The organism is Actinomadura sp. 3N407, from assembly GCF_052245875.1.
GTDB lineage: Bacteria > Actinomycetota > Actinomycetes > Streptosporangiales > Streptosporangiaceae > Spirillospora.
This window is the reverse complement of record NZ_JBQQBP010000010.1, coordinates 243,348-270,340: the sequence shown is the minus strand read 5'-3', so window position 1 is coordinate 270,340 and position 26,993 is coordinate 243,348. Positions and strand designations below refer to the sequence as shown.

The 26,993-nt window shown below is 70.8% G+C and carries 22 protein-coding genes and 1 tRNA gene; 6 read left to right on the top strand and 17 right to left on the bottom strand.

Translation table 11 applies throughout. From position 1 onward, the window contains the following. Nucleotides 1-7: 7 nt before the first annotated feature. A complete protein-coding gene (locus tag ACTWPP_RS25675; protein WP_443106902.1) occupies nucleotides 8-1,159 on the top strand; it encodes a hypothetical protein in 1,152 nt (383 codons plus the stop codon). On the opposite strand, the gene ACTWPP_RS25670 is transcribed toward ACTWPP_RS25675, so the two are convergent. After that, nucleotides 1,063-2,472, bottom strand: coding sequence for an O-antigen ligase family protein (locus ACTWPP_RS25670; protein WP_443106901.1), 1,410 nt, complete (start codon nucleotides 2,470-2,472; stop codon nucleotides 1,063-1,065). The two genes, ACTWPP_RS25675 and ACTWPP_RS25670, sit on opposite strands and share 97 nt — an antisense overlap. A 294-nt stretch (nucleotides 2,473-2,766) precedes the next feature. On the opposite strand from ACTWPP_RS25670, the gene ACTWPP_RS25665 reads away from it, so the two are divergent. Then, nucleotides 2,767-4,596 carry a Wzz/FepE/Etk N-terminal domain-containing protein gene (locus tag ACTWPP_RS25665; RefSeq protein WP_443106900.1) on the top strand — a complete coding sequence of 610 codons (1,830 nt, stop codon included), beginning with the start codon at nucleotides 2,767-2,769 and terminating at the stop codon, nucleotides 4,594-4,596. A 44-nt stretch (nucleotides 4,597-4,640) separates the two neighbouring features. Here ACTWPP_RS25665 and ACTWPP_RS25660 read toward each other — a convergent pair whose 3' ends face one another. From ACTWPP_RS25660 to ACTWPP_RS25610, 11 genes are all read right to left on the bottom strand, one after another. Beyond that, nucleotides 4,641-5,603, bottom strand: coding sequence for a sulfotransferase (locus ACTWPP_RS25660; protein ID WP_443106899.1), 963 nt, complete (start codon nucleotides 5,601-5,603; stop codon nucleotides 4,641-4,643). Nucleotides 5,604-5,627: 24 nt separating this feature from the next. Then, complete coding sequence (locus ACTWPP_RS25655) at nucleotides 5,628-6,512, bottom strand: glycosyltransferase family 2 protein (RefSeq protein WP_443106898.1); 885 nt, start codon at nucleotides 6,510-6,512, stop codon at nucleotides 5,628-5,630. A gap of 96 nt (nucleotides 6,513-6,608) precedes the next feature. Continuing rightward, nucleotides 6,609-7,871, bottom strand: coding sequence for a sulfate adenylyltransferase subunit 1 (locus tag ACTWPP_RS25650; RefSeq protein WP_443106998.1), 1,263 nt, complete (start codon nucleotides 7,869-7,871; stop codon nucleotides 6,609-6,611). Nucleotides 7,872-7,990: 119 nt separating this feature from the next. Then, entirely contained in the window at nucleotides 7,991-8,908 is a 918-nt protein-coding gene (gene cysD, locus ACTWPP_RS25645; RefSeq protein ID WP_443106897.1) for a sulfate adenylyltransferase subunit CysD, read from the bottom strand. Nucleotides 8,909-9,032: 124 nt separating this feature from the next. Next, nucleotides 9,033-10,022 (bottom strand): inositol monophosphatase family protein, encoded by a 990-nt coding sequence (locus ACTWPP_RS25640; RefSeq protein ID WP_443106896.1) that lies wholly within the window; start codon nucleotides 10,020-10,022, stop codon nucleotides 9,033-9,035. A gap of 176 nt (nucleotides 10,023-10,198) precedes the next feature. Continuing rightward, nucleotides 10,199-11,674, bottom strand: coding sequence for a sugar transferase (locus ACTWPP_RS25635; protein ID WP_443106895.1), 1,476 nt, complete (start codon nucleotides 11,672-11,674; stop codon nucleotides 10,199-10,201). Between the two features lie 259 nt (nucleotides 11,675-11,933). Then, the gene (pth, locus tag ACTWPP_RS25630) at nucleotides 11,934-12,503 is read right to left on the bottom strand and encodes an aminoacyl-tRNA hydrolase (RefSeq protein ID WP_443106894.1); all 570 of its coding nucleotides are present in this window, start codon (nucleotides 12,501-12,503) and stop codon (nucleotides 11,934-11,936) included. Nucleotides 12,504-12,661: 158 nt separating this feature from the next. Beyond that, entirely contained in the window at nucleotides 12,662-13,285 is a 624-nt protein-coding gene (locus ACTWPP_RS25625; RefSeq protein ID WP_443106893.1) for a 50S ribosomal protein L25/general stress protein Ctc, read from the bottom strand. Nucleotides 13,286-13,831: 546 nt separating this feature from the next. Then, nucleotides 13,832-14,812 carry a ribose-phosphate diphosphokinase gene (locus ACTWPP_RS25620; RefSeq protein WP_443106892.1) on the bottom strand — a complete coding sequence of 327 codons (981 nt, stop codon included), beginning with the start codon at nucleotides 14,810-14,812 and terminating at the stop codon, nucleotides 13,832-13,834. Between the two features lie 162 nt (nucleotides 14,813-14,974). After that, on the bottom strand, nucleotides 14,975-16,414 hold the full coding sequence (gene glmU / locus ACTWPP_RS25615) for a bifunctional UDP-N-acetylglucosamine diphosphorylase/glucosamine-1-phosphate N-acetyltransferase GlmU (RefSeq protein WP_443106891.1): 1,440 nt from the start codon (nucleotides 16,412-16,414) through the stop codon (nucleotides 14,975-14,977). A 176-nt stretch (nucleotides 16,415-16,590) separates the two neighbouring features. Beyond that, nucleotides 16,591-16,662, bottom strand: a tRNA-Gln gene (locus ACTWPP_RS25610). A 644-nt stretch (nucleotides 16,663-17,306) separates the two neighbouring features. On the opposite strand from ACTWPP_RS25610, the gene ACTWPP_RS25605 reads away from it, so the two are divergent. Both ACTWPP_RS25605 and ACTWPP_RS25600 read left to right on the top strand, forming a co-directional pair. After that, entirely contained in the window at nucleotides 17,307-18,260 is a 954-nt protein-coding gene (locus ACTWPP_RS25605) for an acyl-CoA desaturase (RefSeq protein ID WP_443106890.1), read from the top strand. Between the two features lie 53 nt (nucleotides 18,261-18,313). Beyond that, complete coding sequence (locus ACTWPP_RS25600) at nucleotides 18,314-19,060, top strand: TetR/AcrR family transcriptional regulator (RefSeq protein WP_443106889.1); 747 nt, start codon at nucleotides 18,314-18,316, stop codon at nucleotides 19,058-19,060. A 292-nt stretch (nucleotides 19,061-19,352) separates the two neighbouring features. Here the strand turns inward: ACTWPP_RS25600 and ACTWPP_RS25595 are convergent, their stop codons facing one another. Further along, on the bottom strand, nucleotides 19,353-20,147 hold the full coding sequence (locus tag ACTWPP_RS25595) for a trans-aconitate 2-methyltransferase (protein ID WP_443106888.1): 795 nt from the start codon (nucleotides 20,145-20,147) through the stop codon (nucleotides 19,353-19,355). Nucleotides 20,148-20,249: 102 nt separating this feature from the next. Between ACTWPP_RS25595 and ACTWPP_RS25590 the strand changes: the two genes are divergently transcribed. Continuing rightward, nucleotides 20,250-21,110, top strand: coding sequence for a patatin-like phospholipase family protein (locus ACTWPP_RS25590; RefSeq protein WP_443106887.1), 861 nt, complete (start codon nucleotides 20,250-20,252; stop codon nucleotides 21,108-21,110). Here the strand turns inward: ACTWPP_RS25590 and ACTWPP_RS25585 are convergent. The 3 genes from ACTWPP_RS25585 to ACTWPP_RS25575 are packed head-to-tail and all read right to left on the bottom strand — an operon-like array spanning nucleotide 21,079 to nucleotide 25,093. Next, entirely contained in the window at nucleotides 21,079-21,738 is a 660-nt protein-coding gene (locus ACTWPP_RS25585; protein WP_443106886.1) for a response regulator, read from the bottom strand. The genes ACTWPP_RS25590 and ACTWPP_RS25585 overlap by 32 nt on opposite strands. Next, the gene (locus tag ACTWPP_RS25580) at nucleotides 21,735-22,913 is read right to left on the bottom strand and encodes a sensor histidine kinase (protein WP_443106885.1); all 1,179 of its coding nucleotides are present in this window, start codon (nucleotides 22,911-22,913) and stop codon (nucleotides 21,735-21,737) included. The genes ACTWPP_RS25585 and ACTWPP_RS25580 overlap by 4 nt, the downstream gene beginning before the upstream one ends. Nucleotides 22,914-22,918: 5 nt before the next feature. Next, nucleotides 22,919-25,093, bottom strand: a complete 2,175-nt coding sequence (locus ACTWPP_RS25575) for an MMPL family transporter (RefSeq protein WP_443106884.1) — start codon at nucleotides 25,091-25,093, stop codon at nucleotides 22,919-22,921. Between the two features lie 160 nt (nucleotides 25,094-25,253). Here ACTWPP_RS25575 and ACTWPP_RS25570 point away from each other — a divergent pair, with 160 nt between their 5' ends. Next, a complete protein-coding gene (locus tag ACTWPP_RS25570) occupies nucleotides 25,254-25,757 on the top strand; it encodes a MarR family winged helix-turn-helix transcriptional regulator (RefSeq protein WP_443106883.1) in 504 nt (167 codons plus the stop codon). A gap of 67 nt (nucleotides 25,758-25,824) precedes the next feature. On the opposite strand, the gene ACTWPP_RS25565 is transcribed toward ACTWPP_RS25570, so the two are convergent. After that, the gene (locus ACTWPP_RS25565; RefSeq protein WP_443106882.1) at nucleotides 25,825-26,955 is read right to left on the bottom strand and encodes an amidase; all 1,131 of its coding nucleotides are present in this window, start codon (nucleotides 26,953-26,955) and stop codon (nucleotides 25,825-25,827) included. Nucleotides 26,956-26,993 lie beyond the last annotated feature (38 nt).

Here is a 26,993-nt window from a genome sequence, read left to right as displayed (position 1 = left end):
TGGTGTCATGGTGCCCAACCTGGCCGCGGAGTCGCGGGGGGACATCGGGGGAGGAACATCCATGGAGGCGCAGCCGTCTCGCAGGCGAACGCTGCTCGGCGGCACGGCCGCCGTCGTCGCCGGGTTCACCGCGGGATTGGCGGCCGATTCGGTGCCGCCGTTCGGCCCCACGCACGCCTCGGCGCGCACCGAGGGCGCCTGGACCTATGTGCCGCCCGGCGGCTCGATCCAGGACGCGCTGGACTCGGACGCCAAGGCGATCATGCTGGGCGCCGGCGAGTACGAGATCGACCGGCCGATCCAGCCGTCCGGCTCCAGCACCGTCCGCGGCGTCGGGCAGCAGACCCGCCTGATCGCCAAAGGCGACATGCCCGCGATGATCGCCATCGGCGACGGCGGCTCGGTCGGCGGCGTCACCGTCGCCGATCTGGCGCTGGACTGCCGGGAGAAGGCCGAGACGGGGATCGACCTGAACATCTCCGGCACCAAGGAGTTCTACAAAGGCGAGCCCGACGCGATCTGCCGCCTGGACAACCTGACCGTCTTCGACCCGGTCCTGGACGGGATCGTCTACCGCGGAACCGACACCCAGTCGTGCGTGACCAGCCGGACACGGGTGCGCCGCGCCGGCCGCTACGGCTTCCGGATCCACTCGCCCGACAACTGGTGGATCGCCTGCGAGGCCACCACGCGGGAGTCGACGGGCTCCAGCGCGGGCTTCTACGTCGGCGGCCCGCTCGACCGGCCGGACGCCACCGGCGCGGCCAACAACTTCTTCGAGGCGTGCAAGGCCTGGTTCTGCCGCGACTACGGCTGGCACATCCGCAGCAACCGCTGCAAGTTCAGCACGTGCGAGTCACAGGACACGCGCAGCCACGGCTGGTTCGTCGAGACCGACCACAACCTGTTCATCGGCTGCGTGGCCGACTCGTCCGGGATGGAGAAGGTCGGCGGCGAGCCCGGGACGGCCGACGGGTTCCATCTGCTGAAGGGCGACAACACCTCCATGGTGGGGTGCCAGTCCTTCGACCGGCGGCCGTTCGACCAGGGAGTGCGCCAGCGTCACGGGTTCAGCGTGCCGCGCGGCATGGCCGAGTCCGGCCGGTTGGCCGCCTTCACCGGCTGGGACAACCTGTCCGGCGTCCTCCACGAGCGCTGACCGCTCTCCGGGCCGGCGCGCGCCGACTCCCGGAACTCCCGCAGCACGATGGCCGCCGCCACGAAGACCACCACGAGTTCGGTGTCGTCCAGCCCGTAGTAGAACATCATGCACGAGGTCATCACCGGCGGCGCGTGCAGCCACAGCATGGGTCCGGGGGCGCTGTGGGTATGCCTGACCAGCACCGCCATCCACAGGCAGAACAGCAGGAGCGCGGGGAACCCGAACGAGAACATCACGTTCCAGAACTGCCCGTGGGTCCCCGCCGGGATATCGAGCGTCTCCGAGGGTCTGGGGGCGCCGTAGCCCAGCAGCGGCGACTCCAAAGTGCGCGTGAACGCCTCCTCGTAGATCGCCAGCCGGCTGTCGTTGGTCCCGCTGTGCTCGGTACGGCTGGACAGGACGTCCTCCACGTTGGCCATGTACGCGGCGACCAGCCCGACCAGGATCGCCATCACCACTCCGGCCATCCACCGGACCTGGCCGCGCGCCCCGAACCGGAGCGCCACGTAGCAGACACCGATGCCGACGGCCAGGAACATGCCGCGGTTGAGGGTGGCGAACGCGGGGATCAGCGACGCCGGCAGCAGGACCACCACGGCCCAGCGCTTCCAGCGGCGGTCGGCCGTCCCGGTGGTCGCGTACAGCAGCGCGAACGGGGTCAGAAGCGCCAGATGGCTGCCCCACGAGTTGGTGTAAGGGAACGGAGCGCTGGGCCTCACGAACGGCTCGGCCACCCCCCAGGGCTGCTGGACCTGCGCGAACTTGGGATGGATCAGGTCGGCGACATAGTCGTTGCTGCCGATGGCCTGCGGCATCACCAGCTCCACAGGCGTGGTGAAGTTGCCGTGCGGGAACAGGACCCCGAGGAAGCCGCCGAGGACGACCCAGAACCAGAACAGCACCACCAGCCCGACGATGCGGGAGAACGGCAGGCTCCGGCGCGAGCAGTTGTAGATGTAGACCAGGAAGATCGTCGCTGAGAGGTAGTTGCCGAACCGGAAGACGAAACCGATCACGCGGCCGGCGGAGTCGAGCTGGGTGACCGCGGTGAGCATCCAGGCCAGGAACAGCAGCCACACGCCGAACCCGGCCGGGACGCGGGTGTTCGGACGCAGGACAAGGAGGGCCAGCATCGGAACCGCCGCGATCATCGCGGCGAAGGCGCCCAGTCCGAGCACCCAGAAAATGGGGAAGAACCCGAACAGCAGCGTCAGCGGCCACACGGGCAGATCCAGGCCGGCAGAGGGACGCGAGGCCTGGTCTCCGTCTTCGTCCCCCGGCCGCACGAACGACGTTACGATGTCCGACACCTCAGCACAGTCGGCACCTCATCATCTGTAGTGTCGCTCCCCGTGTATCCGGCTGAGCCACCGGCGGAGATCAGGGGTAGAGGGCAATGGGGCCTACACTTTAGCGGGGAACCCGGTCCCCCCGGCTCCGGGTGACCGGTTCACCGGCACCCGGCGGCGGGGGGACGTCCAGCCGGGCGCCCGGCCTTCGTTGGGGTCAGGGTATGTTTGCTCGTCTTGATGGACGTTCTGTTCCGGCGAGACGGCGGCCTCTTCGATGATCTAGCGATGACTGCGGAACGGGAGCGAGCATCAATGGACGGGACACCTCCGGCCGACTCGGGTGAGCTCGCCGAATACCTCACCTTGCTCCGGCGCCGCTGGCTGATCATCACCGGTTCCACCCTGGCGTTCCTCGCGCTGTCGGTCGCGGCCTTCCTGCTGATGCCACGGACCTACGAGTCCCAGTCGGTGATCCAGGTCAAGCCGATCGACCAGTCCGCCGACGACCGGGACCGCCCGCGCGAGGTCGACACCACCAGCGAGGCGCAGCGGCTGCGTTCCACCGAGGTCGCGGCCCGCGCCGCGAAGATCATGAGCACCGGCGCCACGCCCAGCGAACTGCTGGGGGCGATGGGCGTCACCGCGCTGCCCGACTCCTCGGTCCTGGAGGTCACCTGGACGGGGGCGACGCCGCAGGAGGCGCAGAAGGGCGCGCAGGCCTTCGCCCAGGCGTTCCTCGCCGACCGCCTGGAGCGCGGGCAGCAGCAGTACAAGACCGAGGCCGCGTCGCTCCGCGAGCAGATCAACAAACTGCGCCAGCACGACCAGGCCCAGACCCGGCAGATGGCCCGCGCCACCGGTGCCGAGGGTTCGGCGCTGCGCGCCGAGCGGCAGCTCACCCGCAACCAGATCTCCGCGCTGAGCGAGCGGCTCACCGCCACCAACATCGCCGCCGCCAACATCGACCCCGGCGGCATCATCACCAACGCCGAGCGGCCGGGTTCCGCGGCCACCCCCAAGGCCACCCTGTACCTGCCCGGCGGCCTGGCCATCGGGCTGCTGCTCGGGCTGGTCACGGCGGTCATCCGCGACCGCACCGACACCCGCGTCCGGGGGGCGCTGGATCTGGAGCGCCGGCTCGGCCTGCCGGTCCTCTACCAGCCGCCCAGCGGCCACAAGGCCACCGAACTGGGGCTGGTCCAGTCGCGGAGCAGGGTCGGGCAGAGCTTCCATGAGCTGGCGCACTCGATCGGCGCCACGCTCGGGCACGGCAACCACGTGATCCTGGTCACCGGCGCCACCCCCGGCGCCAGCACCAGCGTCGTGGCCGCCAACCTCGCGGCCTCGCTGGCCCGCGTGGAGTCGCAGGCGCTCCTGGTGTGCGCCGACCTCCAGTCGCAGGCCTGCGCCCACCTGCTCCAGGTCCCCGCGCAACCGGGGCTGGCCGACGCCCTGGTGAGCAAGATCAAGCTGTCCAAGATCGTGCGGAGTGCTCCGCCGCTGCCCTCGCTCTGGGTCATCCCGGCCGGGGCCGAAACCGACCTCGCCTTCGACATGCTGCAACGCGACCGGATGGGCGAGATCCTCAAGGTGCTGCGGCGCAAGGCCGACTACATCGTGGTGGAGGCGCCCTCCACGGCGGTGAGCGCCGACGCGCAGGCGCTTGCGGACCAGGCCGACGCGGTCCTGCTGGTCGTCGAGTCCGGCACCGCCCGGTACGAGCAGGTCAGGGACGGCCTGCGGCAGTTCGACCGGATGCGCACCGTGGTGCTCGGGGCCGCGGTGGTCCCGCGCCAGTCCAAGATCCCGACGGCCGAGAGACCTGCCAGGGCGATGCCGCGCACGCCCGGCCGGCGGCCGCCGAACGACGCCCAGGATCTCGACGACCATTACGAGGACCCGTCCGCCGACCACGGGGTCTCATCCACGACCGAGACGCTCACCGACAACACCATGCAGATGGCGCGGATCGAGCCGCCGCCGCTGGACCCGCCCGTCAAACGCTCGCCGAGCGGGACGATGAGCACCTCGTCCCAGCCCCCGCCCCGCAAGAGCGACCCCCTCGCCGCACCCACGGAACTCGACCCGGAGCCGACTCCGGTCAAGGACGAGTCCGACCACCCCCGCTCCTCCCGCCGCTGAGGCCGTCGACGTCAACCGCGGAGGCCCGTCGACCCCGGGGCGGGTCAGCGGCGGCCGGTGCGCAGATAGCCGTAGCGTGCCAGCATCGGCAGTGTCGCGCTCGTCACCAGCCCGCGCCGTAGCCCCGGCATCGCCGAACGCCAGGCGTCGTCGGCGCGCACCTCCACCGGCCCGGTCTTGAACCGCATCGGGTTGCCGGAGGCCGTGTGGTTCTTCGACAGCGTGGCGGTGCGCCCGTCGAGGAAGGACAGCCCCGTCTCCTCCACGGTCAGCCCGGCGAACGCGGCGATCCTCAGCAGGCCCTCCCGGGGGTCGGCGACGAACTCCTCGTACCGGACGTTCTCCACGGGGACGCCGCGGCGCGCCAGCAGCCCGAACGCGCCGTTCTCCGCGTTCCAGTGCAGCGCCACCCGGCCCGGCGACCACCGCGCCATCCATTCCTCGTCGGAGGAGGCGGTGGCCTCGGGGCGCCGGACCTGCTTGGCCCACGACTGCGCCACCCCGCGGCTGTCGCGCACCACGTGCAGGACACGCAGGTCCAGCCGGTCCGCCAGGCGAGCCCAGCGCAGGCAGAACGCCAGCGAAGCGTGCTTGCTGGAGTCGACCAGCAACTCGGCCCCGCTCACGTCGCGGACGGCCGCGTAAAGCCGCAGGTAGTACTCGACGTAACCGTCCAGGTCGGCGCGCAGCCCGCCGGGCGGCTCGCGGCGCGACAGCGCCGGGATGTGCCGGATGCGGTCGACCGGCTCGCGCAGCCGCCTGAAGTGTTCGAGGTCCACCGCGTCCCAGCCGCCGAAGGCCGCCCGCCCCACCTCGGTCCAGAACGGGCACTCCCGGAACCGCTCACCGCACCCGCAGGTCTCGCCCGCCGCGATGCCGCGCTCCCAGAGGTGCACGACCTCGCCGAGCGACACCACCCCGGGCAGTTCGCCGACGAGCCGGTCGATCAGCGTCGTGCCGCTGCGGCCCAGCCCGCCGAGATACAGCACCCGCACGGGCGCGCTCATGTCCGGTCCTCTCTGCATGGGCGGTCAGATCCCGCGGCCGCGGGCGTGGAGCGTCAGCAGGACGCGCTTCCCCGACACCGCGCCCGTGGTGACGGCGAGGGCGAACGGGACACGGCGCTCACGCCAGTTGGCGCGGAACGCGCGCGCCGACCAGCGCAGCGCGTCACGCCGACGCCCGACGGTGGCGCAGCCGAAGGCGAGTTGCCCGTACACGCGGCCGGCGGCGCCCGGCTCCTGCCCGATCTCCGGGTAGTGCTCCAGGAACCACTCCAGCGCCGCCACCTTCGTCTCCCACGCCTGCGCGTAGTACGACGTCATCCCCCACAGGACGCGGACGTAAGGCTCGTCCACGTTGACGACGGGGTGGCGGCGGGCGGCGCGCAGCGCGAGGTCCCAGTCCTCGCCCTGGCTGCCGGGGATCGTCTCGTCCACCATGCCGATGTCGATGAGGGGCTCGCGGCGCGCCACATAGGTGGACGAGTGGACGCTCATCATCCGGTCACGGATCAGCGCGTCATAGGTGACGCGACCGGTTCCGGCCAGCCGGGGCAGCTCCCGCCCATCGAAGTCGATCATGATTCCGGAGCTGCACAGCACCGCGTCCGGTTCGCCTTCGAGGGCCTTCACCTGCGCCGCGAGCTTGCCGGGAAGCCACAGGTCGTCGTCGTCGCAGAACGCGACGAGATCGGTGTCGAGGGACAGGATCCCGGAGTTGCGGGCTCCCGCGAGGCCCGGCTCCCGAGTGTTGGCGATCACCTCGACGCGGTCGCCGGCGAGCGACGCGTCCGGCTCCGCCCGGTCGAACACGACGACGGCGCGCAACTCGCCTTCGTAGTCCTGCGCGAGCACCGACTCCAGCGCGCGGCGCAGCAGCTCCGGCCGGTTGTGCGTCGGGAGGACGACTCCCACGGATAGGGGCATCGAGGGCCTGCCTTGAAGGTTCGGGGGAGGGACCGGGAGCCGGGGGAACGGGCCGCGGGGCCGCACGGGCCCCGCGGCGGCCGGTCAGCTCGCGCCGGTGATCATGCCGGCGGCGACGGTGTTGTTGGTGGCCTCGTCGACCAGGATGAAGCCGCCGGTGAGGCGGTTGCGGCCGTAGTCGTCGACGAACAGCGGCTGCGTCACGCGCAGGGAGACGCGGCCGATCTCGTTCAGGCCGAGCGCGTCCGCCTGCTCGTCGCGGTGCAGGGTGTTGACGTCCAGCCGGTAGTGCAGGTCCTTCACCAGCACCTTCGCGGTACGGGTGGTGTGCTTGATCACCAGCTTGGAGCGCGGGGTGAGGGTGCGGTCCGGGGTCATCCAGCAGACCATCGCGTCGATGTCCTGCGCCACCTCGGGACGGTTGTTCGGACGCGCGATCATGTCGCCGCGGGAGATGTCGATGTCGTCGGCGAAGCGCAGCGTCACCGACATCGGCGCGAACGCCTCGTCCACGGGACCGCGCGGGCCGTCGATCTGCGTGATGCGCGTGGTCAGCCCGGACGGCAGATGCACCACCTCGTCGCCCGGCTTGAGGACGCCGCCCGCGACCTGGCCGGCGTAGCCGCGGTAGTCGTGCAGGTCCGGGTCCGTGGACGCGTGCGGCCGGATCACGTACTGCACCGGGAACCGCACGTCGATCAGGTTCCGGTCGGACGCGATGTGCACGTGCTCCAGGTGGTGCAGCAGCGACGACCCCTCGTACCACGGCATGTTCACGCTGCGCTCCACGACGTTGTCGCCGTGCAGCGCCGAGATCGGCACGAACGTCATGTCCGTCACCGCCAGCTTGGAGGCGAACGCCGTGAACTCGTCCACGATCCGCTCGTAGACGCCGCGGTCGTAGTCGACCAGGTCCATCTTGTTGACCGCCACGACCAGGTGCGGGACCTGCAGCAGCGTGGCGAGGAACGCGTGCCGCCGCGACTGCTCCAGGATGCCCTTGCGGGCGTCCACCAGGATGATCGCCAGGTCGGCCGTGGACGCGCCCGTCACCATGTTCCGGGTGTACTGGATGTGCCCCGGGGTGTCGGCGATGATGAACTTGCGGCGCGGCGTCGCGAAGTAGCGGTACGCGACATCGATCGTGATGCCCTGCTCCCGCTCGGCGCGCAGCCCGTCGGTCAGCAGCGCCAGGTTCGTGTACTCCTCGCCCCGGTCGACGCTCGTGCGCTCCACCGACTCCAGCTGATCCTCGAAGATCGACTTTGAGTCGAACAGCAGCCGGCCGATCAACGTCGACTTGCCGTCGTCGACGCTGCCGGCGGTCGCGAACCGCAGGAGGTCCATCGTCTTCGCCCCGTGCTGTGCCTGCCCGTGCTGTGCCTGCCCGTGCTGTGCCTGCCCGTGCTGTGCCTGCCCGTGCTGTGCCTGCCCGGACTGGGGCGTCGCGGGCTCGTTCCCTGCCATCAGAAGTAGCCCTCCTTCTTGCGGTCCTCCATCGCGGCCTCGCTGGTGCGGTCATCGGCGCGGGTCTGCCCGCGCTCGGTGATCCGCGTCGCCGCGATCTCCTCGATCACCTCGTCGAGGGACGCGGCGCTCGACTTCACCGCGCCCGTGCAGGACGCGTCCCCGACCGTCCGGTACCGGACCGTCGCCTCGAACTCCGGCTCGTCGTCGCCGCGGTTGGCGAACCCGGTCTGCGCGTCCAGCAGCAGACCGTCCCGCTCGAACACCCGGCGGGTGTGGGCGAAGTAGATCGGCGGAAGCTCCAGCTCCTCCCGCCGGACGTAGTCCCAGATATCCAGCTCGGTCCAGTTCGACAGCGGGAACACCCGCACATGCTCGCCCTGCACGATCCGGGTGTTGAACAGGTTCCACAGCTCCGGACGCTGGTTCTTCGGATCCCACTGCCCGAACTCGTCCCGGAACGACACCACCCGCTCCTTCGCCCGGGCCTTCTCCTCGTCGCGCCGGGCCCCGCCGAACGCCGCGTCGAACTGGTGCTCCTCGAGCGCGTCCAGCAGCGGCGTGATCTGCAGCCGGTTCCGCGACGCGCGCCGCCCCTTCTGCTCCACCACCCGGCCGCTGTCGATCGCGTCCTGCACCGACGCCACGACCAGCCGGACGCCCAGCTCCGCGACCCGCCGGTCACGGAACTCGATCACCTCGGGGAAGTTGTGCCCGGTGTCGACGTGCATCACCGGGAACGGGATGGGGGCGGGCCAGAACGCCTTCTCGGCCAGGCGCAGCATCACGAGGCTGTCCTTGCCGCCCGAGAACAGCAGCACCGGCCGTTCGAACTCGGCCGCCACCTCCCGGAAGATATGGATCGACTCCGCCTCGAGGACGTCCAGCTGGGACAAAAGATAATCGGAACGCTGCATGGTCTGGGGCTTCTCTCCACGCTCTCTGGCAGATGCAACCGGTGGCACGCGACGGGCTCACGCCTTCCCACCGGATCCGAACGTCGGCACGCCTCGATCAAATCCCGCCCGGTCCGCGGGCGGGTCAGGGCAGGGCGCCGCGCACTTCCCGGATGCCGGTCAGCAGCGTCGGCGCCGACACGGGGTGACACACCAGGATATCCGGCAGCCGCGGGTCCTTCCGGTTGTACTCCAGAACCGACCCGTCGATCCGGGACGCGTGCGCCCGCGCGGCCAGCGCCACCGCCGCCGGCGCCGCCGAATCCCACTCGAACTGGCCGCCCGCGTGCACGTACGCGTCGACCTCGCCGAGCAGCACCGCGGAGATCTTCGCCCCCGCCGAGCCGATCGGCACCAGCTCCACATCCATGCCCTCCGAGGGGGGACGACCCTCCACACCCCCCGGGGCCGCTTCCGCGATGCGTTCGGCCAGCTGCCGGACGAACTCGGGCGGCCGCGTGCGGCTGACGGCGATGCGGAGCTTGCCCGCATCCGGCGCCGGGGCGTGCAGCGGCACCTCACGCGGCAGAGTCCCGCGGGCCGCCCCCGACCCCGCCGTCACCGGGTCGGGCTCCCCCGGATCCACCCGGACGAGCGACGCGCCGCCGGTCGCGTCCGTCCGGAGCGTCAAACCCTGCGCGGGAAGCGCCACGGCCCCGGCCGCCAGCCGCCCCCCACCGGAGGCGTCACGCTCCCACAACGCCACATGGACGGCCCAGTCGCGGCGGCCCTCCTCGGAGAACTCACGGGTGCCGTCCAGCGGATCGACGATCCACACCCGGCCGGCCGTGAGCCGCTCGGCGTCGGCGGTGTTGCGGGTCGGGGCACGGTCATCACCCCGCGACCGCTTCCCCGCGACCGAGGAACGACCCTCCTCCGACAGGACGGCGTCACCGGGACAGCGCTCCGCCAGCGCCTCCATGAGGTACTCGTGCGCCCGCAGGTCGCCCGTGTCCTTCAGGACCCGCGCATCCGCGAACCCGACCTCGTCCCGCACGCCCAGCAGCAGCCGGCCCGCCGCGCCGGCGAGCTCCGCCGCCAGCGCGTGGTCGTCCGCCGCCACTCCCACTGTCATCCCTTGATCACATTCCCGACTCGGCTGGTCTGCTCGGTCCACTTTCTCATGCGGCCCCGCCGCGCCCGCGGGCCAGGGTGCCCGTCGGTCAGGAGGGCAACAGGGCAGTGGGTCGGCAGGGCTGTACCGCAGTACCGCAGTACCGCCGTACAGCAGTACCGCGGTAGGTCAGTAGATCAGTAGGCACCGGAACCGCGGAACACCGCCGACCAGGTCTTCCACATGATCTGCAGGTCCATGGCGAGCGTCCAGTTGTCCACATAGCGCAGGTCGAGCCGCACCGACTCCTCCCACGTGAGGTCCGAACGGCCGCTCACCTGCCACAACCCCGTCAGGCCCGGCTTCACCACCAGCCGCCGGTACACGTCGCCGCCGTACTGGGCGACCTCCTCCGGCAGCGGCGGGCGCGGCCCCACCAGCGACATCTCACCGCGGACCACATTGATGAGCTGCGGCAGCTCGTCCAGCGAATACCGGCGCAGCCACCGCCCCACCCGCGTCACCCGCGGATCCTCCCGGATCTTGAAGAGCACGCCGTCGTTGTCGTTGTTCTCCAGCAGCTCGACCTTGCGGGCCTCGGCGTCCTGCACCATCGTGCGGAACTTCAGCACCGTGAACTCCCGGCCGCCGCGCCCCACCCGGGACTGCCGGAACATCACCGGACCCGCGCTCGTCACCTTGATCAGGAACGCGACGACCAGCAGCAGCGGGCTCAGCAGCACCAGCCCGCCCAGCGCCGCCGCACGGTCGAACAGGCCCTTGAACACCTTCCGGCCGCCGTCCAGCTCCGGATGCTCCACGTGCAGCAGCGGCAGCCCCGACACCGGGCGGATCGAGATCCGCGGACCCGTCACGTCCATCAGCGCCGGCGCGACCACCAGCTCCACGTCGTCCCGCTCGATCTGCCACGCCAGCCGGCGCAGCGCCACCCCGTCCATCTCCGGGCACGCCAGCACCGCCACCGAATCCGCGCCGATCCGGTTCGCCACCGCCGCCGCCTGGGAGAAGTCGCCCAGAACCGGCACACCCTCGACTTCGCTCACCGCGTCGTCGCCCGCGGCCAGAGCCGACGGCAGGCACACGGCGATGATGTCCATCCCGTGGTAGCGCTTCTTGCGCAGCAGCGTGATCAGATCCGCCACCGACGTGCGGTGCCCCACCGCGACCACACGCCGCATGCACTCGCCGTTCCACCGCTTCTTGTGCAGCCACTTGCGCAGCCGGTACCGCGCCACCAGATTCAGGAACGTCCCGAGCGGCAGCGCCATCACCACGTACCCGCGCGCCACCTCGGTCTTCGTCGCGTACGCCGCTATCGCGACCGTCGCGGTGAGGATGAACCCGGCCCGCAGCACCCGGTGGAACTCCTCGTACCCCACGCCGACGTACCGCGGCTGGTAGGCCCGGCACAGCATCAGCGTCGGCATCCACACCACCGGAAGCACCACGGTCAGCGCCACGTACGGGGCGTTCAGCTCGGTCGGCACCCCCGGAAACCGGAGCACGAACGCGATCACGCCCGCCATCAGCATGCTGATGAAGTCCAAATAGCCCGCCAGGCGGCGATAGGATCCGCTCCAGTTCTGCGACCCCGAGCGCTTGTGCTCATGGCGGATCGATGACTCGGCCTGAACCTTGTCAACGACGGCCATAGACCACTCACCAATCCCCTGTAACGCGCGCCCCAACAGCGCGATTCACACCGAAGACGGTTGAACGCCGCCTGAGGTTCACATACATCATGAACCTCACCTGAGGTGCATCCTACGATCTCTTTGCCGTGGTCACGGGCCGAACCCCGCCATGCGCACGAGAACACCGGCGAACCCGGACGGACGCGGACGAAATACCGCACGACACCGCACGTCGGCGAGATCGCCGGCCATGTGCGGAGCCGCTGTCCGGATCCGGTCAACCCGCGTGGAAGACGTTCTGCGCCGCGCCCAGCCCATCGGCGATCAACGCCTCCGCCGCGTCCGCCGCCCGATCCACCTCGAGATCCAAAACCTTCCGCTCCGCCGCCGAGAAATCCTTCAACACGAACGCCGCCGCGTCCATCCGCCCCGGCGGCCTCCCCACCCCGAACCGGACCCGCAGATACTCCCGCGTCCCCAGCGCACCCGTCACCGAACGCAGCCCGTTGTGGCCGTTGTCCCCACCGCCCCGCTTCAGGCGCACCGCACCGAACGGGACGTCCAGCTCGTCATGGACGACGATCAGCCGCTCCACCGGCACCTTGTAGAAATCGCACAGGCCCTTCACCGGCCCACCCGACACGTTCATGAACGAGCGCGGCTTCGCCAGCACCGCACGCGCACCCGCCAGCCGCCCCTCCAGCACATTCGCCCGCGCCCCGAAGATCTTCGACCGGTGCGACTTGAAATTCCCCCCGGCCCGGCCGGCCAGCACGTCCAGCACCATGAACCCCGCGTTGTGGCGGTTCTTCGCATACGACGGCCCCGGATTGCCCAGCCCGACCACCAGCCAGAGATCCCCACTCACCTGAACTCCTCCACCACGACCCCGCCAACGACCCTCGGAACCAACACGGCCCCCGCCGGTGCACGCTGAAATTGCACACCCACGGGGGCCATGAAAGAACACTACGGCCGGCTACCCGGCGAACATCGACGCCTCCGTCACTCGGCGGCGGCCTCGCCCTCGCCCTCGGCACCCTCGGCCACGGCCTCGGCGGCCTCCGCCTCGGGCTCCGGCTCCGTCGACACGCTCGCGTCGAGGATCTGCAGGATCAGAATGTCCTCGTCCGCCGCCAGCGTCGTCCCCGACGGCAGCCTCAGGTCCTTCGCCAGCACCTGGCTGTCGATCTCCAGCGCGCTGATGTCCAGCTCCACCGACTCGGGGATGTGCGTGGCCTCGGTCTCCACCGAGATCTCCACCGCGGTCTGCGCGACCTGGCCGCCCGGCACCACATCGCCGACCAGCTGCACCGGCAGTTCCACGACGACCTTCTCGCCGCGCTTCACCAGCAGCAGATCGACGTGCTCCAGGAACCCCTTGATCGGGTCCCGCTGAACGTCCTTCGGCAGCGCCAACTCCGCGCCGTTTCCGAGACCCTCGATCGTGAGCAGCACGTTCGGCGTCTTCAACGCCAGCATCAGATCGTGACCCGGCAACGAGATGTGCTGCGGGTCGGTGCCGTGACCATAGAGGACGGCGGGCACCTTGCCGGCCCGGCGGGTGCGCCGCGCGGCACCCTTTCCGAACTCGGTGCGCGGCTCGGCGGCAATGCGTACCTCGGACACGGCGAAAACTCCTCGTTGTTGCGATCCACGGCCGTCCGGCACTGGACGTCCGCTACGGACAGAGCGAATCAGGCGATGCTCGATGCGTCAGGCGCCTCGAAGATTCTTTGCGTTCCCCGGGGAATGCGGCTCCACTACCGGCACCGCACTGACGACCCAGGCATACGCGGGTTAATCAAGTCTAGCAGTACTCATTGCAGTGCCCTTGGCGGCGTGTAGCCGGCCCCCGGCCTGGAGGGCCCTCCTTCGGCGGGCACTGCGGGGCGATCGCTGCATCGCTCCGGCTCGCCTTGCGGCTCGCTGTGCGATCAGGTTTCTCGCAGGCTCGAAACCTGCCTTCGGACGCGATCGCGATGGCCCACGTCGTCGCGGGGTTGCGGCGGTGGCCGGGGTCGTCGCGTCCCTGGCGCACGACCGAGATCCCGAGGACGAGCCCCGGAAGCTCTCCGGGGGGTGGCCCGAACCTAACGATCTCGCCGGATGGCCCGGACATGGCGATCCCCCCGGGGGGGTGCCGAATCTCACGCTCCCGGGAGGTGCCCGGAGTCAGCTGTGGCCGCCGAAGAGACTTGTCACGGAGCCGTCGCTGAAGACCTCGTTGATCGCTCGGGCGACCAGGGGGGCGATCGACAGGACGGTCAGCTTGTCGAACTGCTTCTCCTCCGGGATCGGCAGCGTGTTCGTCAGCACCACCTCGGAGATCCGCGAGTTCTTCAACCGGTCCACCGCGGGGCCCGACAGCACCCCGTGCGTCGCCGCGACCACCACACGGCTCGCGCCCTGATCGAACAGCGCGTCCGCCGCCTTCAGGATCGTCCCGCCGGTGTCGATCATGTCGTCGACGATCACACAGGTGCGGCCCTCGACCGCGCCGACGACGTCGAAGACCTTCACCTCGTTCGCCACATCCGGGTCGCGCTTCTTGTGGATGATCGCCATCGGCACACCGCCGAGCCGGTCCGACCACCGCTCGGTCACCCGCACCCGCCCCGCGTCCGGCGCCACCACCGTCACCTGCGAGGTGTCCAGCCGGCTCTCGAAGTGGTGCGCCAGCAGATCCAACGCGAACAGATGATCCACCGGCCCGTCGAAGAAACCCTGGATCTGCGCCGTGTGCAGGTCGACGGCGATCAACCGGTCCGCTCCGGCGGTCTTGAACAGGTCCGCCATCAACCGGGCCGAGATCGGCTCACGACCCCGGTGCTTCTTGTCCTGCCGCGCATACCCGAAGAACGGCGCCACCACGGTGATCCGCTTGGCCGACGCGCGCTTCAACGCGTCCACCATGATCAACTGCTCCATGATCCACTGGTTGATGGGAGCGGTGTGGCTCTGGATCACGAAGGCATCGGAACCGCGGACCGACTCAAGGAACCGCACGAACGTCTCACCGTTCGCGAAGTCGTAGGCGGACGTCGGCGTGAGATCGACGTGGAGGTTGTCGGCCACCTCCTTGGCCAGGTCCGGGTGGGCTCGGCCGGTGAAGAGCATCAGCTTCTTCTGACCGCTCGCTTTGATCCCACTCACCTCTGACAACTCCCCCTCAATGGAACTTTGCTTCATGTGGGTTGTTGTCCCCACTCCCGCGCACCACAAGAGTCGGGCGCACGGATGCTCGGTTTTCGCGGAGGACGCCGCTGTCCTCCACCTCCCCGCCCCGCGGCGGGGCAGTCCTCATCGGGCGCGCCGCTACGGCGCGTCCTCCTCCCGGGCACGGCGGGCCGCCTCCGCCGCCGGCGTCCCTCGCCGCCTCCGCTCGACCCAGCCCTCGACGTTGCGCTGCCGGGCCCGCGCGACCGCCATCGCCCCCGGCGGGACGTCCTGGACGATCACCGAACCCGCCGCCGTGTAGGCACCGTCGCCCACGGTCACCGGCGCGACGATCATGTTGTCGCTGCCGACCTTCACATGCGAGCCGATCACGCTGCGATGCTTCTCGACCCCGTCGTAGTTCACGAACACCGAACTCGCCCCGATGTTGGAGCCCTCGCCGATCTCCGCGTCGCCCACGTACGTCAGATGCGGCACCTTCGTGCCCTCGCCGATGTCGGCGTTCTTCGTCTCGACGTACGTCCCGACCTTCGCCTTGCGCGCCAGCCGCGTCCCCGGCCGCAGATACGCGTACGGACCGACCGACGCCTCCGGCCCGATCTCCGCCCCCACGCACACCGCGTTGATCACGGACGCGCCCTCACCGACACGCGTGTCCGTCAGCGTGCAACCCGGCCCGACCCGCGCGCCCTCATCGAGGTGCGTCCGGCCGTGCAACTGCGTCCCGGGGAGGATCTCCGCGTCCTGGTCCGCGGTCACCTGCACGTCGATCCAGGTGGTCGCCGGATCCACGATCGTGACTCCGGCCCGCATGTGCGCCTCGAGGATCCGGTCGTTCAGCTGCCTGCGCGCCTGCGCGAGCTGGACCTTGTCGTTCACGCCCTGGGTCTCCACCCAGTCGGCCGCGAGATGCGCGCCGGCGCGGTGACCGTCCCCGCGCAGAATCGCCACCACATCGGTGAGGTACTCCTCACCCTTGGCGTTGTCGGTGGTCACGCGCTTGAGCGCGTCCGCCAGCAGCGCACCGTCGAAGGCGTACATGCCGACGTTGATCTCGTTGATGGCCCGCTGCTCTTCGGTCGCGTCCTTGTGCTCGACGATCGCCGCGACGCTTCCGTCCGCGGCCCGGACCATCCGCCCGTAACCGGTGGCGTCCGGCATCTCGGTCGTCAGGACGGTCGCCGCGTTCCCCTCGGCCTCATGCGCCTGGACGAGCGCTGTGAGCGTCTCCCCCCGCAGCAGCGGGTGATCGCCGTTCGTGACGACGACCGTCCCGTCCAGCGCGCCGGTCTGCTCCAGCGCCATCCGCACGGCGTGGCCCGTTCCGCCCTGGCGTTCCTGCACGGCCGCCTCGGCGTCCGGCGCCGCCTGGGAGAGATGCTCGACGACCTGCTCGCGCCGGTGCCCGACGACCACCACGAGCCGCTCGGGCTCCAGCTCGCGCGCGGCGGCCAGCACATGGCCGAGCATGGTGCGCCCGCATAGCTCGTGCAGCACCTTCGAGGTACGGGACTTCATCCGGGTGCCCTCGCCCGCGGCGAGGACGATGACGGCGGCCGGGCGGCTCGCAGCACTCACAAGGAGGCTCCTCGGCATCGCGGACGGGATCGGTGACGAGCGCGCCCACCTGCACCATCACGGCGTGACAGGCCCGGCGCACCCGACACGGGCAGGATACCGCCCAGCCCCCACCTGTCACCCCGCCGCCCACCCCGCCGCCCACCCCGGGGCCCGAACTCCGACATTTCCGACAGCTCCGCCGCCAGGACTTGAACCTGAATCTTTGGGACCAAAACCCACTGCGTTGCCAATTACGCTACGGCGGACCGGCAGGACTTCTCCCGCACGGGGCGCCTGCCGGAGCCACGATACCGGCCGGAGCGACACGTCCCACAACCATTACCGGGGCGCGCCCCGGCCGGCGAGGATCTTGCCGAGGAAGTCGTCGGAACGGCTGATCAGGCAACCCTCCGCAGCCTCCCTCCCCAGCATGGCTCCCACAGGCCCGCCCATCGGTGCGGCGGCGGATCTGCTGGGATTCTCGGAACCTTTCGTGCCCGGCCGGTCACCTACTGCATTGCACAAGTGGGCAGATATGTCCCAGATCGGTTTAGAACGTCTGGTACGGGCAACCCGTCCTTCGTGACGCCCGGCCACGGCCGGGGCGCGGGCGGCACACCGGCCCTCCATGAGGACGCGCCGGTTGACAGAAGGGACCGGTCGCGGATGGCGCCGCTGGTCGGCCAGGCCGACCAGCGAACCTTCGGCGCGCGCCGAGCGTTCATCCCGGGTGAGAGCCATCTCCTCACCCCTTCCGCGGCGGTCTGACAGTCCTCTGTTCCGCAAGAGAGTTTTGTGGCCGATGAGGCAGTTTCCCACTGAATTTACCGTTCGGCAGGTGCTACCTACGGTTCCGTAGGTTACGTTGGCGTAGGTAAGACTGTCTCTAGTCCGCAGGAAGTGGTGACGCATGACAACAGCTCCAGCGATGGATCCCCCTCGCCCGCAGCGGCGTCCAGAGATCGACCCCGAGCCCCAGGGCAACGCCGAACGCGTGCTCGTCGCCGTGTTCACCGGTGTGCCGTTCCTGGCATTGTTCGCGGCCGTCCCGCTGGCCTGGGGAAGCTTCCTCGGCTGGACGGACGTCGTGCTCGTAGCGGTGTTCTACGTACTGTCCGCCGGAGGGATCACGGTCGGGTACCACCGGCACTTCACCCACGGCTCGTTCAAGGCCAGACGAGGCCTGAAGATCTTCCTGGCGCTGGCGGGAAGCCTGGCCATGGAGGGGCCCGTCATCACGTGGGTCGCCGATCACCGGCGCCATCACAAGTACTCCGACAAGGAGATGGACCCGCACTCGCCGTGGCGGTTCGGCAACGACTGGAAGGCGTTGACGAAGGGGCTGGCGTGGGCGCACTACGGCTGGCTGTTCGACGCCAACCGGACGTCCAAGGAGCGGTTCGCCAAGGACCTGCTGAACGACCGGGACCTCAAGCGCATCCACCTGGCGTTCCCCGCGCTGGTGGCGGTGTCGTTCCTGCTGCCGGCGGTCATCGGGGGCCTGGTGACGATGTCGTGGGCCGGGTTCCTGACGGCGCTGTTCTGGGCCGGGTTCGTGCGGATCACGCTCGTCCACCACGTCACGTGGTCGATCAACTCGATCTGTCACACGTTCGGCAAGGAGGACTTCGACGTCCGCGACAAGTCCCGGAACGTGTGGTGGCTGGCGATTCCGTCACTGGGCGAGTCGTGGCACAACCTGCACCACTCGGACCCGACGTGTGCGCGTCACGGTGTGCTGAAGGGGCAGGTCGACATCAGCGCGCGCATCATCTGGGCGTTCGAGAAGACGGGCATGGCGTACGACGTGCGGTGGCCGAACGACGACCGGCTGGCGGCGAAACGCACCAAGCAGGCGGTTTGACCGCCACAATTGATCCCGTGACAGAACCCGCCCCCAGGCCCCGCAGAAAGCGGATGACTGGTAAGGAACGACGCGAGCAGCTCCTCGACATCGGCCGGTCGCTGTTCGCCGAACGCGGCCTGGACGGCACGTCGGTGGAGGAGATCGCCTCCGCGGCCGGTGTGTCGAAGCCCGTGGTGTACGAGCACTTCGGCGGCAAGGAAGGGCTGTACGCGGTCGTCGTCGACCGCGAGTTCGAGAGCCTGCTGAGGCTCGTCACGGAGTCGCTGAACTCGGCGATCCACTACCGCGGGAAGCTGGAGAAGGCCGCGCTGGCCCTCCTGCAGTACATCGAGGAGCATCCGGACGGGTTCCGGATCCTGGTGCGGGACTCCCACGGCGGCACGGGCACCGGCAGTTACGCGAGCCTGCTGAGCGAGATCGCCGGCGAGGTCGAGCATGTGCTCGCTCAGGAGTTCGACCGGCGCGACTACGACGACAGGTTCGCGCCGATGTACGCGCAGATGCTCGTCGGCATGGTGGCGATGACGGGCCAGTGGTGGCTGGACGTCCGGAAGCCGCGCCGTGAGGATGTGGCGGCGCATGTGGTGAATCTGGCGTGGAACGGTCTGGCGGCGCTGGAGCCGAGGCCGTCGCTGGATCCGCGGCGTCGCCGCAAGGAGCTGGAGCGCAGGGAACGGCGCGCCGAGAAGGCGGCCGCGAAGGCGGAGAAGGCCGAGGAGAAGGCCGCGGCGAAGGCGGAGAGGGCGCAGCGCAAAGGCCGGCGCGAGGTTGACGAGCTCGCCGACCCGTCAGTGTGACCGGGTGACCGGGTGACCGGGTGACCGGGTGACCGGGTGACCGGGTGACCGGATGACCGGGTGACGGCGTGCTTGGCGTGACGGGCGTGACGGCTGTCCGAGAACGTGACGTGACGGGCGGGTGCCGGATGTGGCAACCGGTGGCCGCCCGGAGTTCGTCCGGACGGCCACCGGCCAGGGGTCGCCGGCTTCGGGTTGCGAGGCCGGGATTCGCCGGAAGCCGCCCGCCCGTCCGAGTCGGCACACCGCAGGGGAACGATCAGCTTCCCTCGGCGGGCGGGCGGCGTCCCGTCTATGGGGTTGTCGGTCTGGCGATCACGAAGATCCTCCGGAACGGGAACACGGTGCCGTAGGGGGCGGCGGGGTAGGCCTGCCGGAGCGCCTCCCCGTAGGCGGCGAGGAATTCGTCGGTCTCACCCGGGTCGAGGGCGGTGAGGACGGGCCGCAGCGCGGTGCCCTTGACCCATTCGAGGACGGGGTCGTCGCCGTGGAGGACCTGCGTGTAGGTGGTCTCCCAGGCGTCGACGGCGTATCCGTGGCGGGTCAGGAGGTCGAGGTAGCCGGCCGGATCGAGGACGGGGGCGTCGCGCTGGAGGGCGCCGAGTTTGCGGCGCCATCTGTCCGAGCGGCCCAGTTCGCGCAGCAGGACGTGGCTGGGTGCGTCGAAGTTGCCGGGGACCTGGAAGGCGAGGCGTCCGCCGGGCGCGAGGGCGCCGGCCCACCGGGGCAGGAGGTCGGCGTGCCCGGGGATCCATTGCAGGACGGCGTTGCTGACGATGAGGTCGACGGATCGCTCGGGCCGCCATGCGGTGACGTCCGCGACGCGGAACCGGAGCCGTCCGGGGATTTCGCGTTCGCGGGCGCGGGCGATCATCTCGGGTGAGCTGTCGAGGGCTTCGATGGCGGCGCGGGGCCATCGGGCGGCGAGGGTGGCGGTGAGTTCGCCGGTTCCGCATCCGAGGTCGGTGACGCGGGCGGGTTCGATGTCGCCGAGGCGTGCGGTGAGTTCCGCGAACGGCCTGGCTCGCTCGTCGCCGAAGGCCCCGTACTGGGCGGGGTCCCACACGGCCGCTGCTTGTCTCGACATCAAGAGAGAGCATGCCGGAGCCATATCTTGATGTCAAGAATCCTGTGGTCCTAGGCCGGTTGACGGATGCCGCGCCGGCGGGACGTCCATAGGGTCGGTCGCATGGAACACAGTGGAGGCGGGTGGGCGCTGGTCCTCGGGCCCGGCGGGCCGGTGGGGACGGCGTGGCTGACGGGACTCGCCGCGGGGCTGCGGCTGGAGGGCGTGGATCCGGCCGCCGCGGACGTGATCGTCGGGACGTCGGCGGGCGCGATCGCCGGGGCGATGATCGCCACCGGGCGGGATCTGGCCGCGGTGGCGGAGCTTCCGCCCTCGGACGGGCCGCGGGAGGCCGCGGACGCATCGGTGATGGCCAGGGTGTTCGAGATCGCCAGTGCCTCCGACCTGGACCCCGACGAGGTCAGGCGGCGGATCGGGCGGCTGGCGCTGGAGGCGGAGGCGCTGCCGGAAGAACGTCACCGGGCGAGCATGGAGTTCCTGGTGGGCCGGTCAGCCGTTGCCGGGGAGTCTGGGGAGTCGTCCTCCCAGAACGAGACGGACGAGTGGCCTGAGGGGCGGCTGCTCATCACCGCGGTGGACGTCGAGTCGGGCAAGCCGGTCGTGTGGGACGGGACGAGCGGTGTCCCGCTGACGGCGGCCGTGGCGGCGAGCAGTGCCGCGCCGGGGTTCGCGGAGCCGGTGACCATCGGCGGCCGCCGGTACATGGACGGCGCGTTCGGCGGCGGCTCCAATGTGGGTCTGGCGAAGGGCGCCGGTGCGGTGGTGCTGGTCGAGCCGCTGGCGCACATGTCCGGCGGCGCGGGAGCCGATGTCCGGATCGTTCCCGATGAGGGGGCGCTGGAGGCGTTCGGGGAGAACGTCGGGGACCTGGCGCGATGGGCGCCGGTCTACCGGGAGGGGTTCCGGCAGGCCGCGGAGGCGGCGGAGCGCATCAGGTCCGCGGCCGGGGTTCCGGGCGGCTGATGAGCCCGCGGTCGAGGGCGACGATGACGGCGTGGGTGCGGTCGCTGACGTCGAGTTTCGCGAAGACGCGCAGGAGGTGGGTCTTGACGGTGGCCTCGGCGATGACGAGGCGGCGGCCGATCTCGGCGTTGGAGAGCCCGTCGGCGACGGCGTTCAGGACGTCGATCTCCCGCGCGGTCAGCGCCGGCCGGGCGGGCCGCCGCATCCGGGCGACGAGTCTCTCGGCGACGCGGGGGGCCAGGACGGTCTCGCCGCGGGCCGCGGCGTGGATGGCGTCGACGAGCTGGTCCCGGGTGGTGTCCTTGAGGAGGTAGCCGATGGCGCCGGCCTCGATGGCGTGCTCGATGTCGTTGTCGGTGTCGTAGGTGGTGAGGACCAGGATCCGGGTGCCGGTGGGCCCGGCGGTGATCTCGCTGGTGGCGGCGACGCCGTCGAGGACGGGCATGCGCAGGTCGAGGAGTGCCACGTCGGGGCGGAGGCGTTCGACGAGCGCGACCGCCTCGCGGCCGTCGCCCGCCTCGCCGACGACGTCGATGGTGGGTTCGGCGGCCAGCAGCGCGACGACGCCCGTGCGCATGACGGTGTGGTCGTCCACGACGATGATCCGGAGCCTGCCGTCGTCGGTCATGCCGTGTCCTCCGCGGGGATCATGGCGAGGACGCGGGTGCCGTCGCCGGGTGAGCTGGTGACGGTGAGTTCGCCGCCGAGTTCGGCGAGGCGGCGGCGCATGCCGTCGAGGCCGAAGCCGCGGGAGTCCTCGACGGCGAATCCGCGTCCGTCGTCGGTGATCTCCAGTTCGATGCCGTGCGGGTGCCGTTCGAGGACGACGCCGACGGTGCCGGCGGCGGCGTGTTTGCGGACGTTGGCGAGGGTTTCCTGGGTGCAGCGCAGGAGTGCGATGCGGGTGGTCTGGTCGCAGTCGATGTCGGGGAGGTCGGCGGTGACGGTGACGCCGGTGTCCTGGGTGAACCTGTCGAGGGTGCGGCGGAGGGTGCGGGCGACGGAGGCGGCGGTGACGCTGTCCTGGGCGGCCGAGCCGACGAGGACGCGCGCCTCGGCGAGGTTCTCGCGCGCGGTCCGTTCGATCGAGGTGAGCTGCTGGGCGCTCTTGCCGGGCGCGGTGGCGAGGCCGTTCCGGGCCGCCTCCGCAAGGACGACGATGGACGCGAAGCCCTGCGCGAGGGTGTCGTGGATCTCGCGGGCGAGCCGTTCGCGTTCGTCGGCGGCGCCCTGCCGCCGCTGAGCCTCGGCGAGCCGCCGCTGGGTGTCCTCCAGGTCGGCGGTGAGGACCCGGGTGCGTTCGTCGCGCTGCCCGACGACGTGGTACATCCAGAGCCCGAAGAGGACACCGGCCGCGTAGCCGATGAGGGCGGCGACGGAGTTGCCGGTGAGCAGTTCCCCGTCCGGTCCCTGCCGGACGGCGTCACCGGCGACGGTGGCCGCCGCGGCGGCGCCGCTGAGGGCGACCGCGCGCCGCGGGCTCCCCGCGAAGATCCAGAAGTGCGGGAGCGACACGATGAGCAGGGACGCGGCGCCGTCCGTCAGGTAGGAGACGGCGCCGGTCCCGGCGATGAGCACGGACAGGAAGGCGTACCGCCGGACCACCGGATCGCCGGGGAACGATCCCGTGATCGGGTAGCAGAGACCGAGCACGGTCAGCAGCGCCAGCGTCGACGATCGTGTCGAGTTCGGCTGGTCCCACACGCTGATGGCGGGTGGGATAAGTCCCAGGAGCACCCAGACGGCGGCGTACCACCGGCGGAGCGCCCGTGCCTGCGGCCGTTCGCTGGGCTGCTGCGCCATGCGGGTCAGCCTACGATCTGCGGGACACGCTCGTCGGAGCCGCCCAGAGCCCCGCGCATGCGGCGCGACGGCCACCAGCACCGGTCGTCCAGCAGCAGCATCAGCGCCGGCAGGATCATGACGCGGATGACGGCGGCGTCGAGCAGCACGCCCACGGCGAGTGCGAAGCCCATCTGTTTCATCGCGATGATGTGCAGCGCGGCGAAGCTGGCGAACACCGTCACCATCACGAACGCGGCGCTGGTCACCACGCTCGCGGAGCCGCCGACCCCGTCGAGGATCGCCTGCCGCGTCGGGACGCCCCGCAGCGCCGCCTCCCGGATCCGGCTGATCACGAAGACCTGGTAGTCCATCGACAGGCCGAACAGGATCACGAACAGCAACAGCGGGACCCGGGACTCGATCGAACCGGTGGAGGTGAAGTCGAGCAGCCCCTCGGCCCAGGTCTCCTGGAACACGATGGTCAGCAGACCGAGCGCCGCACCGGCCGACAGCAGGTTCAGCAGCACGCCGACCAGGCCGAGGACAACCGAGCGGAACGCCCACACCGTCATCGCGAACGTCACCAGCAGCAATGCCCCGATGATGAACGGCAGCCTGCGCTTCTGGTGCTCGGGGTAGTCGGCGTAGCGGGCCACGTCGCCGGTCACCGCGGTCTCGGCGCCGAGTTCCCCGACGGTGGCGGGCACGTACTCGCCGCGGACCCGGTCCAGGGACCGCTGCGCCGCGTCGGTGCCGGCGTGGTGCGGCACCGCGAGTTCGAGCAGGCTGATCCGCCCGTCCGGCGAGGTGCGCGGCTCGGACGTCCCGGCGAGCAGCGGATCGGCCTCGGCCCGCTCCGCGAGGTCGCGGAGCGCGGCGGTCACCTCACCGGCGCGTCCGGCGTCCGCCCTGACGACGATCTGGTGCAGGGACTTCAGTTCCGGGAACGCCGCGTTCAGCCGGTCGTAGACCCGCATGGCGGCGATCTCGCGGGGGTGGCTGTCGCGGCCCATGTCGGTCAGGTTGAGGTTCAGCAGCGGGGCGGTCAGCGCCAGCATGGCCAGCACCGACACCGCCAGCGTCACGGCGGGGCGCTTGCCGGTGGAGCGAAGGATCGCCTTCGTGATCCGCCCGGTTCCGGCCCTGGGCGCCTTCCTGGCCCGGCCGCGGCGGACGGCCCGCCGCTCCGCCCAGCCGCCCAGCTTCGCCAGCACCGCGGGCAGGACGGTCAGCGAACTGACGACCGCGACCAGCGTGACGACGATCGCGGCGGTCGCGATCGAGGAGAAGATGACGTCGTCCGCCACGTACAGCGTCGCGCTGGACAGGGCGACCGCCAGCCCGGACACCACCACCGAGCGCCCGGACGTGGCCGCGGCGATCTCCACGGTCGCCCGCGCGCTGAGCCGGCCGCCCGACCGCGCCCGCTCCTCCCGCTCGCGCTTCAGGTAGAACAGGGTGTAGTCGACGCCGACCGCCAGGCCGATCAGCAGGATCACGCTGGCGCCGACCCCGGCGTCCGGGAACACGTGCGAGGCGAGCATCGACAGGCCGATCGCCGCGATGATCGAGGAGAGCGCGAGGATCACCGGCACCACGGCCACCGCGAAGGAGCCGAACACCACCAGCAGCGTGACCAGCGTGATCGGCAGGGCGATCATCTCGGTCCGGGCGAGGTCGTCGTTGCGAAGCTCACCGATGCCCTTGCTGATGGACGGGCCGCCCGTCTCCTCGACCCGCACACCGGGGTGCGCCGCCCGCACCGCCGCCGTCTGCGCCAGCAGCGGCTCCACATGGTCTATGGCTTCGCGTTCGGCGCCCTTCATCGTCACGTCCACCCGCACCGCCGTGCCGTTCCTCGACGGCACCGGAGCGGACACCGATTCGACCTCGGGGAGTCCCTTCATCCGCGCGGCGGCGTCCCTGGCGGCCGCATCGGCCGCGGCCCGGTCGAACGCGCCGCCGGACTTCGCGGTGATCAGCACATGCTCGACGGGTTCGCGCTGCAGACCGCCCTCGGCGGCCATCGCCTCCGCCCGGCCGGCCTCGCCGATCCGGAAGTCCTCGGTCGTGGCGGCCTGGCCGCCGATCGAGATTCCGGCGCCGAGGCACAGCGCCACGAACAGGAACCACCCGGCGATCGCTCGCCAGGGATGCCCGGCGCTCCACCGGGCCATGCGCACAGGAAGGTTCGTCATGGCGTAAATGCTGGTCGCGGAGCCCTGTCGACCGGCAGGCTCGTCCGGTTGAACCTGGTGTCCACCGAACGGTGGACATCACCCCGGGACGGGCCGTGTTCGAACGTCCCGTGTTCGGACGTGCGGTGTTTCTCGATATCAAGACAGGTAGGGTGTCGGCATGCAGGATGAGGTGGACCGGCTGGTCGAGGCGTGGAACACCGAACGTCCGGACCTGGACGTCCGGCCACTGCAGGTCCTCAGCCGCGTCTCCCGGCTGGCCCGGCACCTCGACCGCGCCCGGCGGGCGGTGTTCCTGGACCATGACCTGGAGTCGTGGGAGTTCGACGTGCTCACCGCGCTGCGCCGCGCCGGGGCCCCGTACCAGCTGAGCCCGGGGCGGCTGCTGCGGGCGACGCTGGTGACGTCCGGCACCATGACGAACCGCATCGACCGGCTCGCGGCGGCGGGTCTCGTCGAGCGGCACCCCGACCCGCTCGACAAGCGCGGCGTCCTGGTCCGCCTCACCGACGCGGGCCGGACTCGGGTGGACGCCGCGTTCGCCGACCTGCTGGGCCGGGAGCAGGCGATCCTGGAGAGCCTCAGCCCCGACCAGCGCGACGTCCTCGCCGGCCTGCTCCGCACTCTCGTCATCCCGTTCGACAAGGACACCGAACGCCACTAGGCGCCACCGCTCAACGGCGCCACCACCCACCGGCGCCACCACCCACCGGCGGCATCACTCACTGGCGTCATGACGCCAGGGCGGTCTCCAGGGCGGCGGCGATGCCGCAGAGGCGTTCTTCCCCGCCCGCCGGGCCGATGAGCTGGACGGACGCGGGCAGATGCGACCCCGGCAGCGGGACCGGCAGCGCGAAGGCGGGCAGGCCCGCGACGTTGATCTGACAGGTCAGCGAGGTGAGGGTCATGTCGAATTCGTCGTCCTCTCCGGGTTCGGGGGCGACGCAGGCCAGGACGGGCAGGGCGATCGCGGCATGCCGGGTGAGGATCCCTTCCAGTTCTGCCCCGATCGCCTTGCGCATCCCGGCGGCCTGATCGAGGAGCCCGGCGGCGGCCACATCGTGCATCTGCTGAAGGCGCCGCCGGATGCGTCCGCTGAGTTCGGACGGGTCGGCGAGCAGGTGACCGTTCTGCCGCCATCCCTCGTCGCTGACGATGATGCCGTTGGCTGTGGCGGCCTCGCCATAGTGCTCGGACGTCACGTCGGTGATGGGGCCGAGGCGGCGCAGCGCGTCGTCGACGGCCGCGTCGATCGCGGGATCGATCTCGAAGGCCGGGCCGCCGAGGCGCAGGCGCGCGACGGTCATGGACGCCTCGTACGGGACGGGTGCGAAGCCGGGCTCGATGAGGCTCATCCCGAGGACGACGGCGGCGACGTCGCGTCCCATCGGCCCGACGACGTCGAGCGTGGGGGAAAGCGGATACACGCCGTCGAGCGGGACGCGCCCGCCGGTGGTCTTGAGGGCCGCGATGCCGCAGCACGCGGCGGGAATGCGAACGGAGCCCGACGTGTCGGTGCCGAACGCGACGTCGGCCTCCCCGGTCGCGACGGCGACGGCGGAGCCGCTGGACGATCCGCCGGGGACGCGGGACGGGTCGAGCGGGTTCACGGGGGTGCCCGCCCACGGGTTGACGCCGTCGGCGGCCATGCACAGCTCGTTGAGGTTGGTCTTCCCCACGACGCGGGCGCCCTGGGCGCGGGCCGAGGCGACGACGGGCGCGTCCGCGGCGGCGGGTTCGGCGCGTTCCGCGACGGCCCGGCAGCCCGCCGTGGTCGGCAGCCCGGCGACATCGATGGCGTCCTTGACCGCGAGCCGGGGCCCGTCCCCGGGCTCGTCCGTCCTGGTGATCCACGTCGTCATCCAGGGATCATCCCCGGTTCGACCTGGGAACTCCAGCC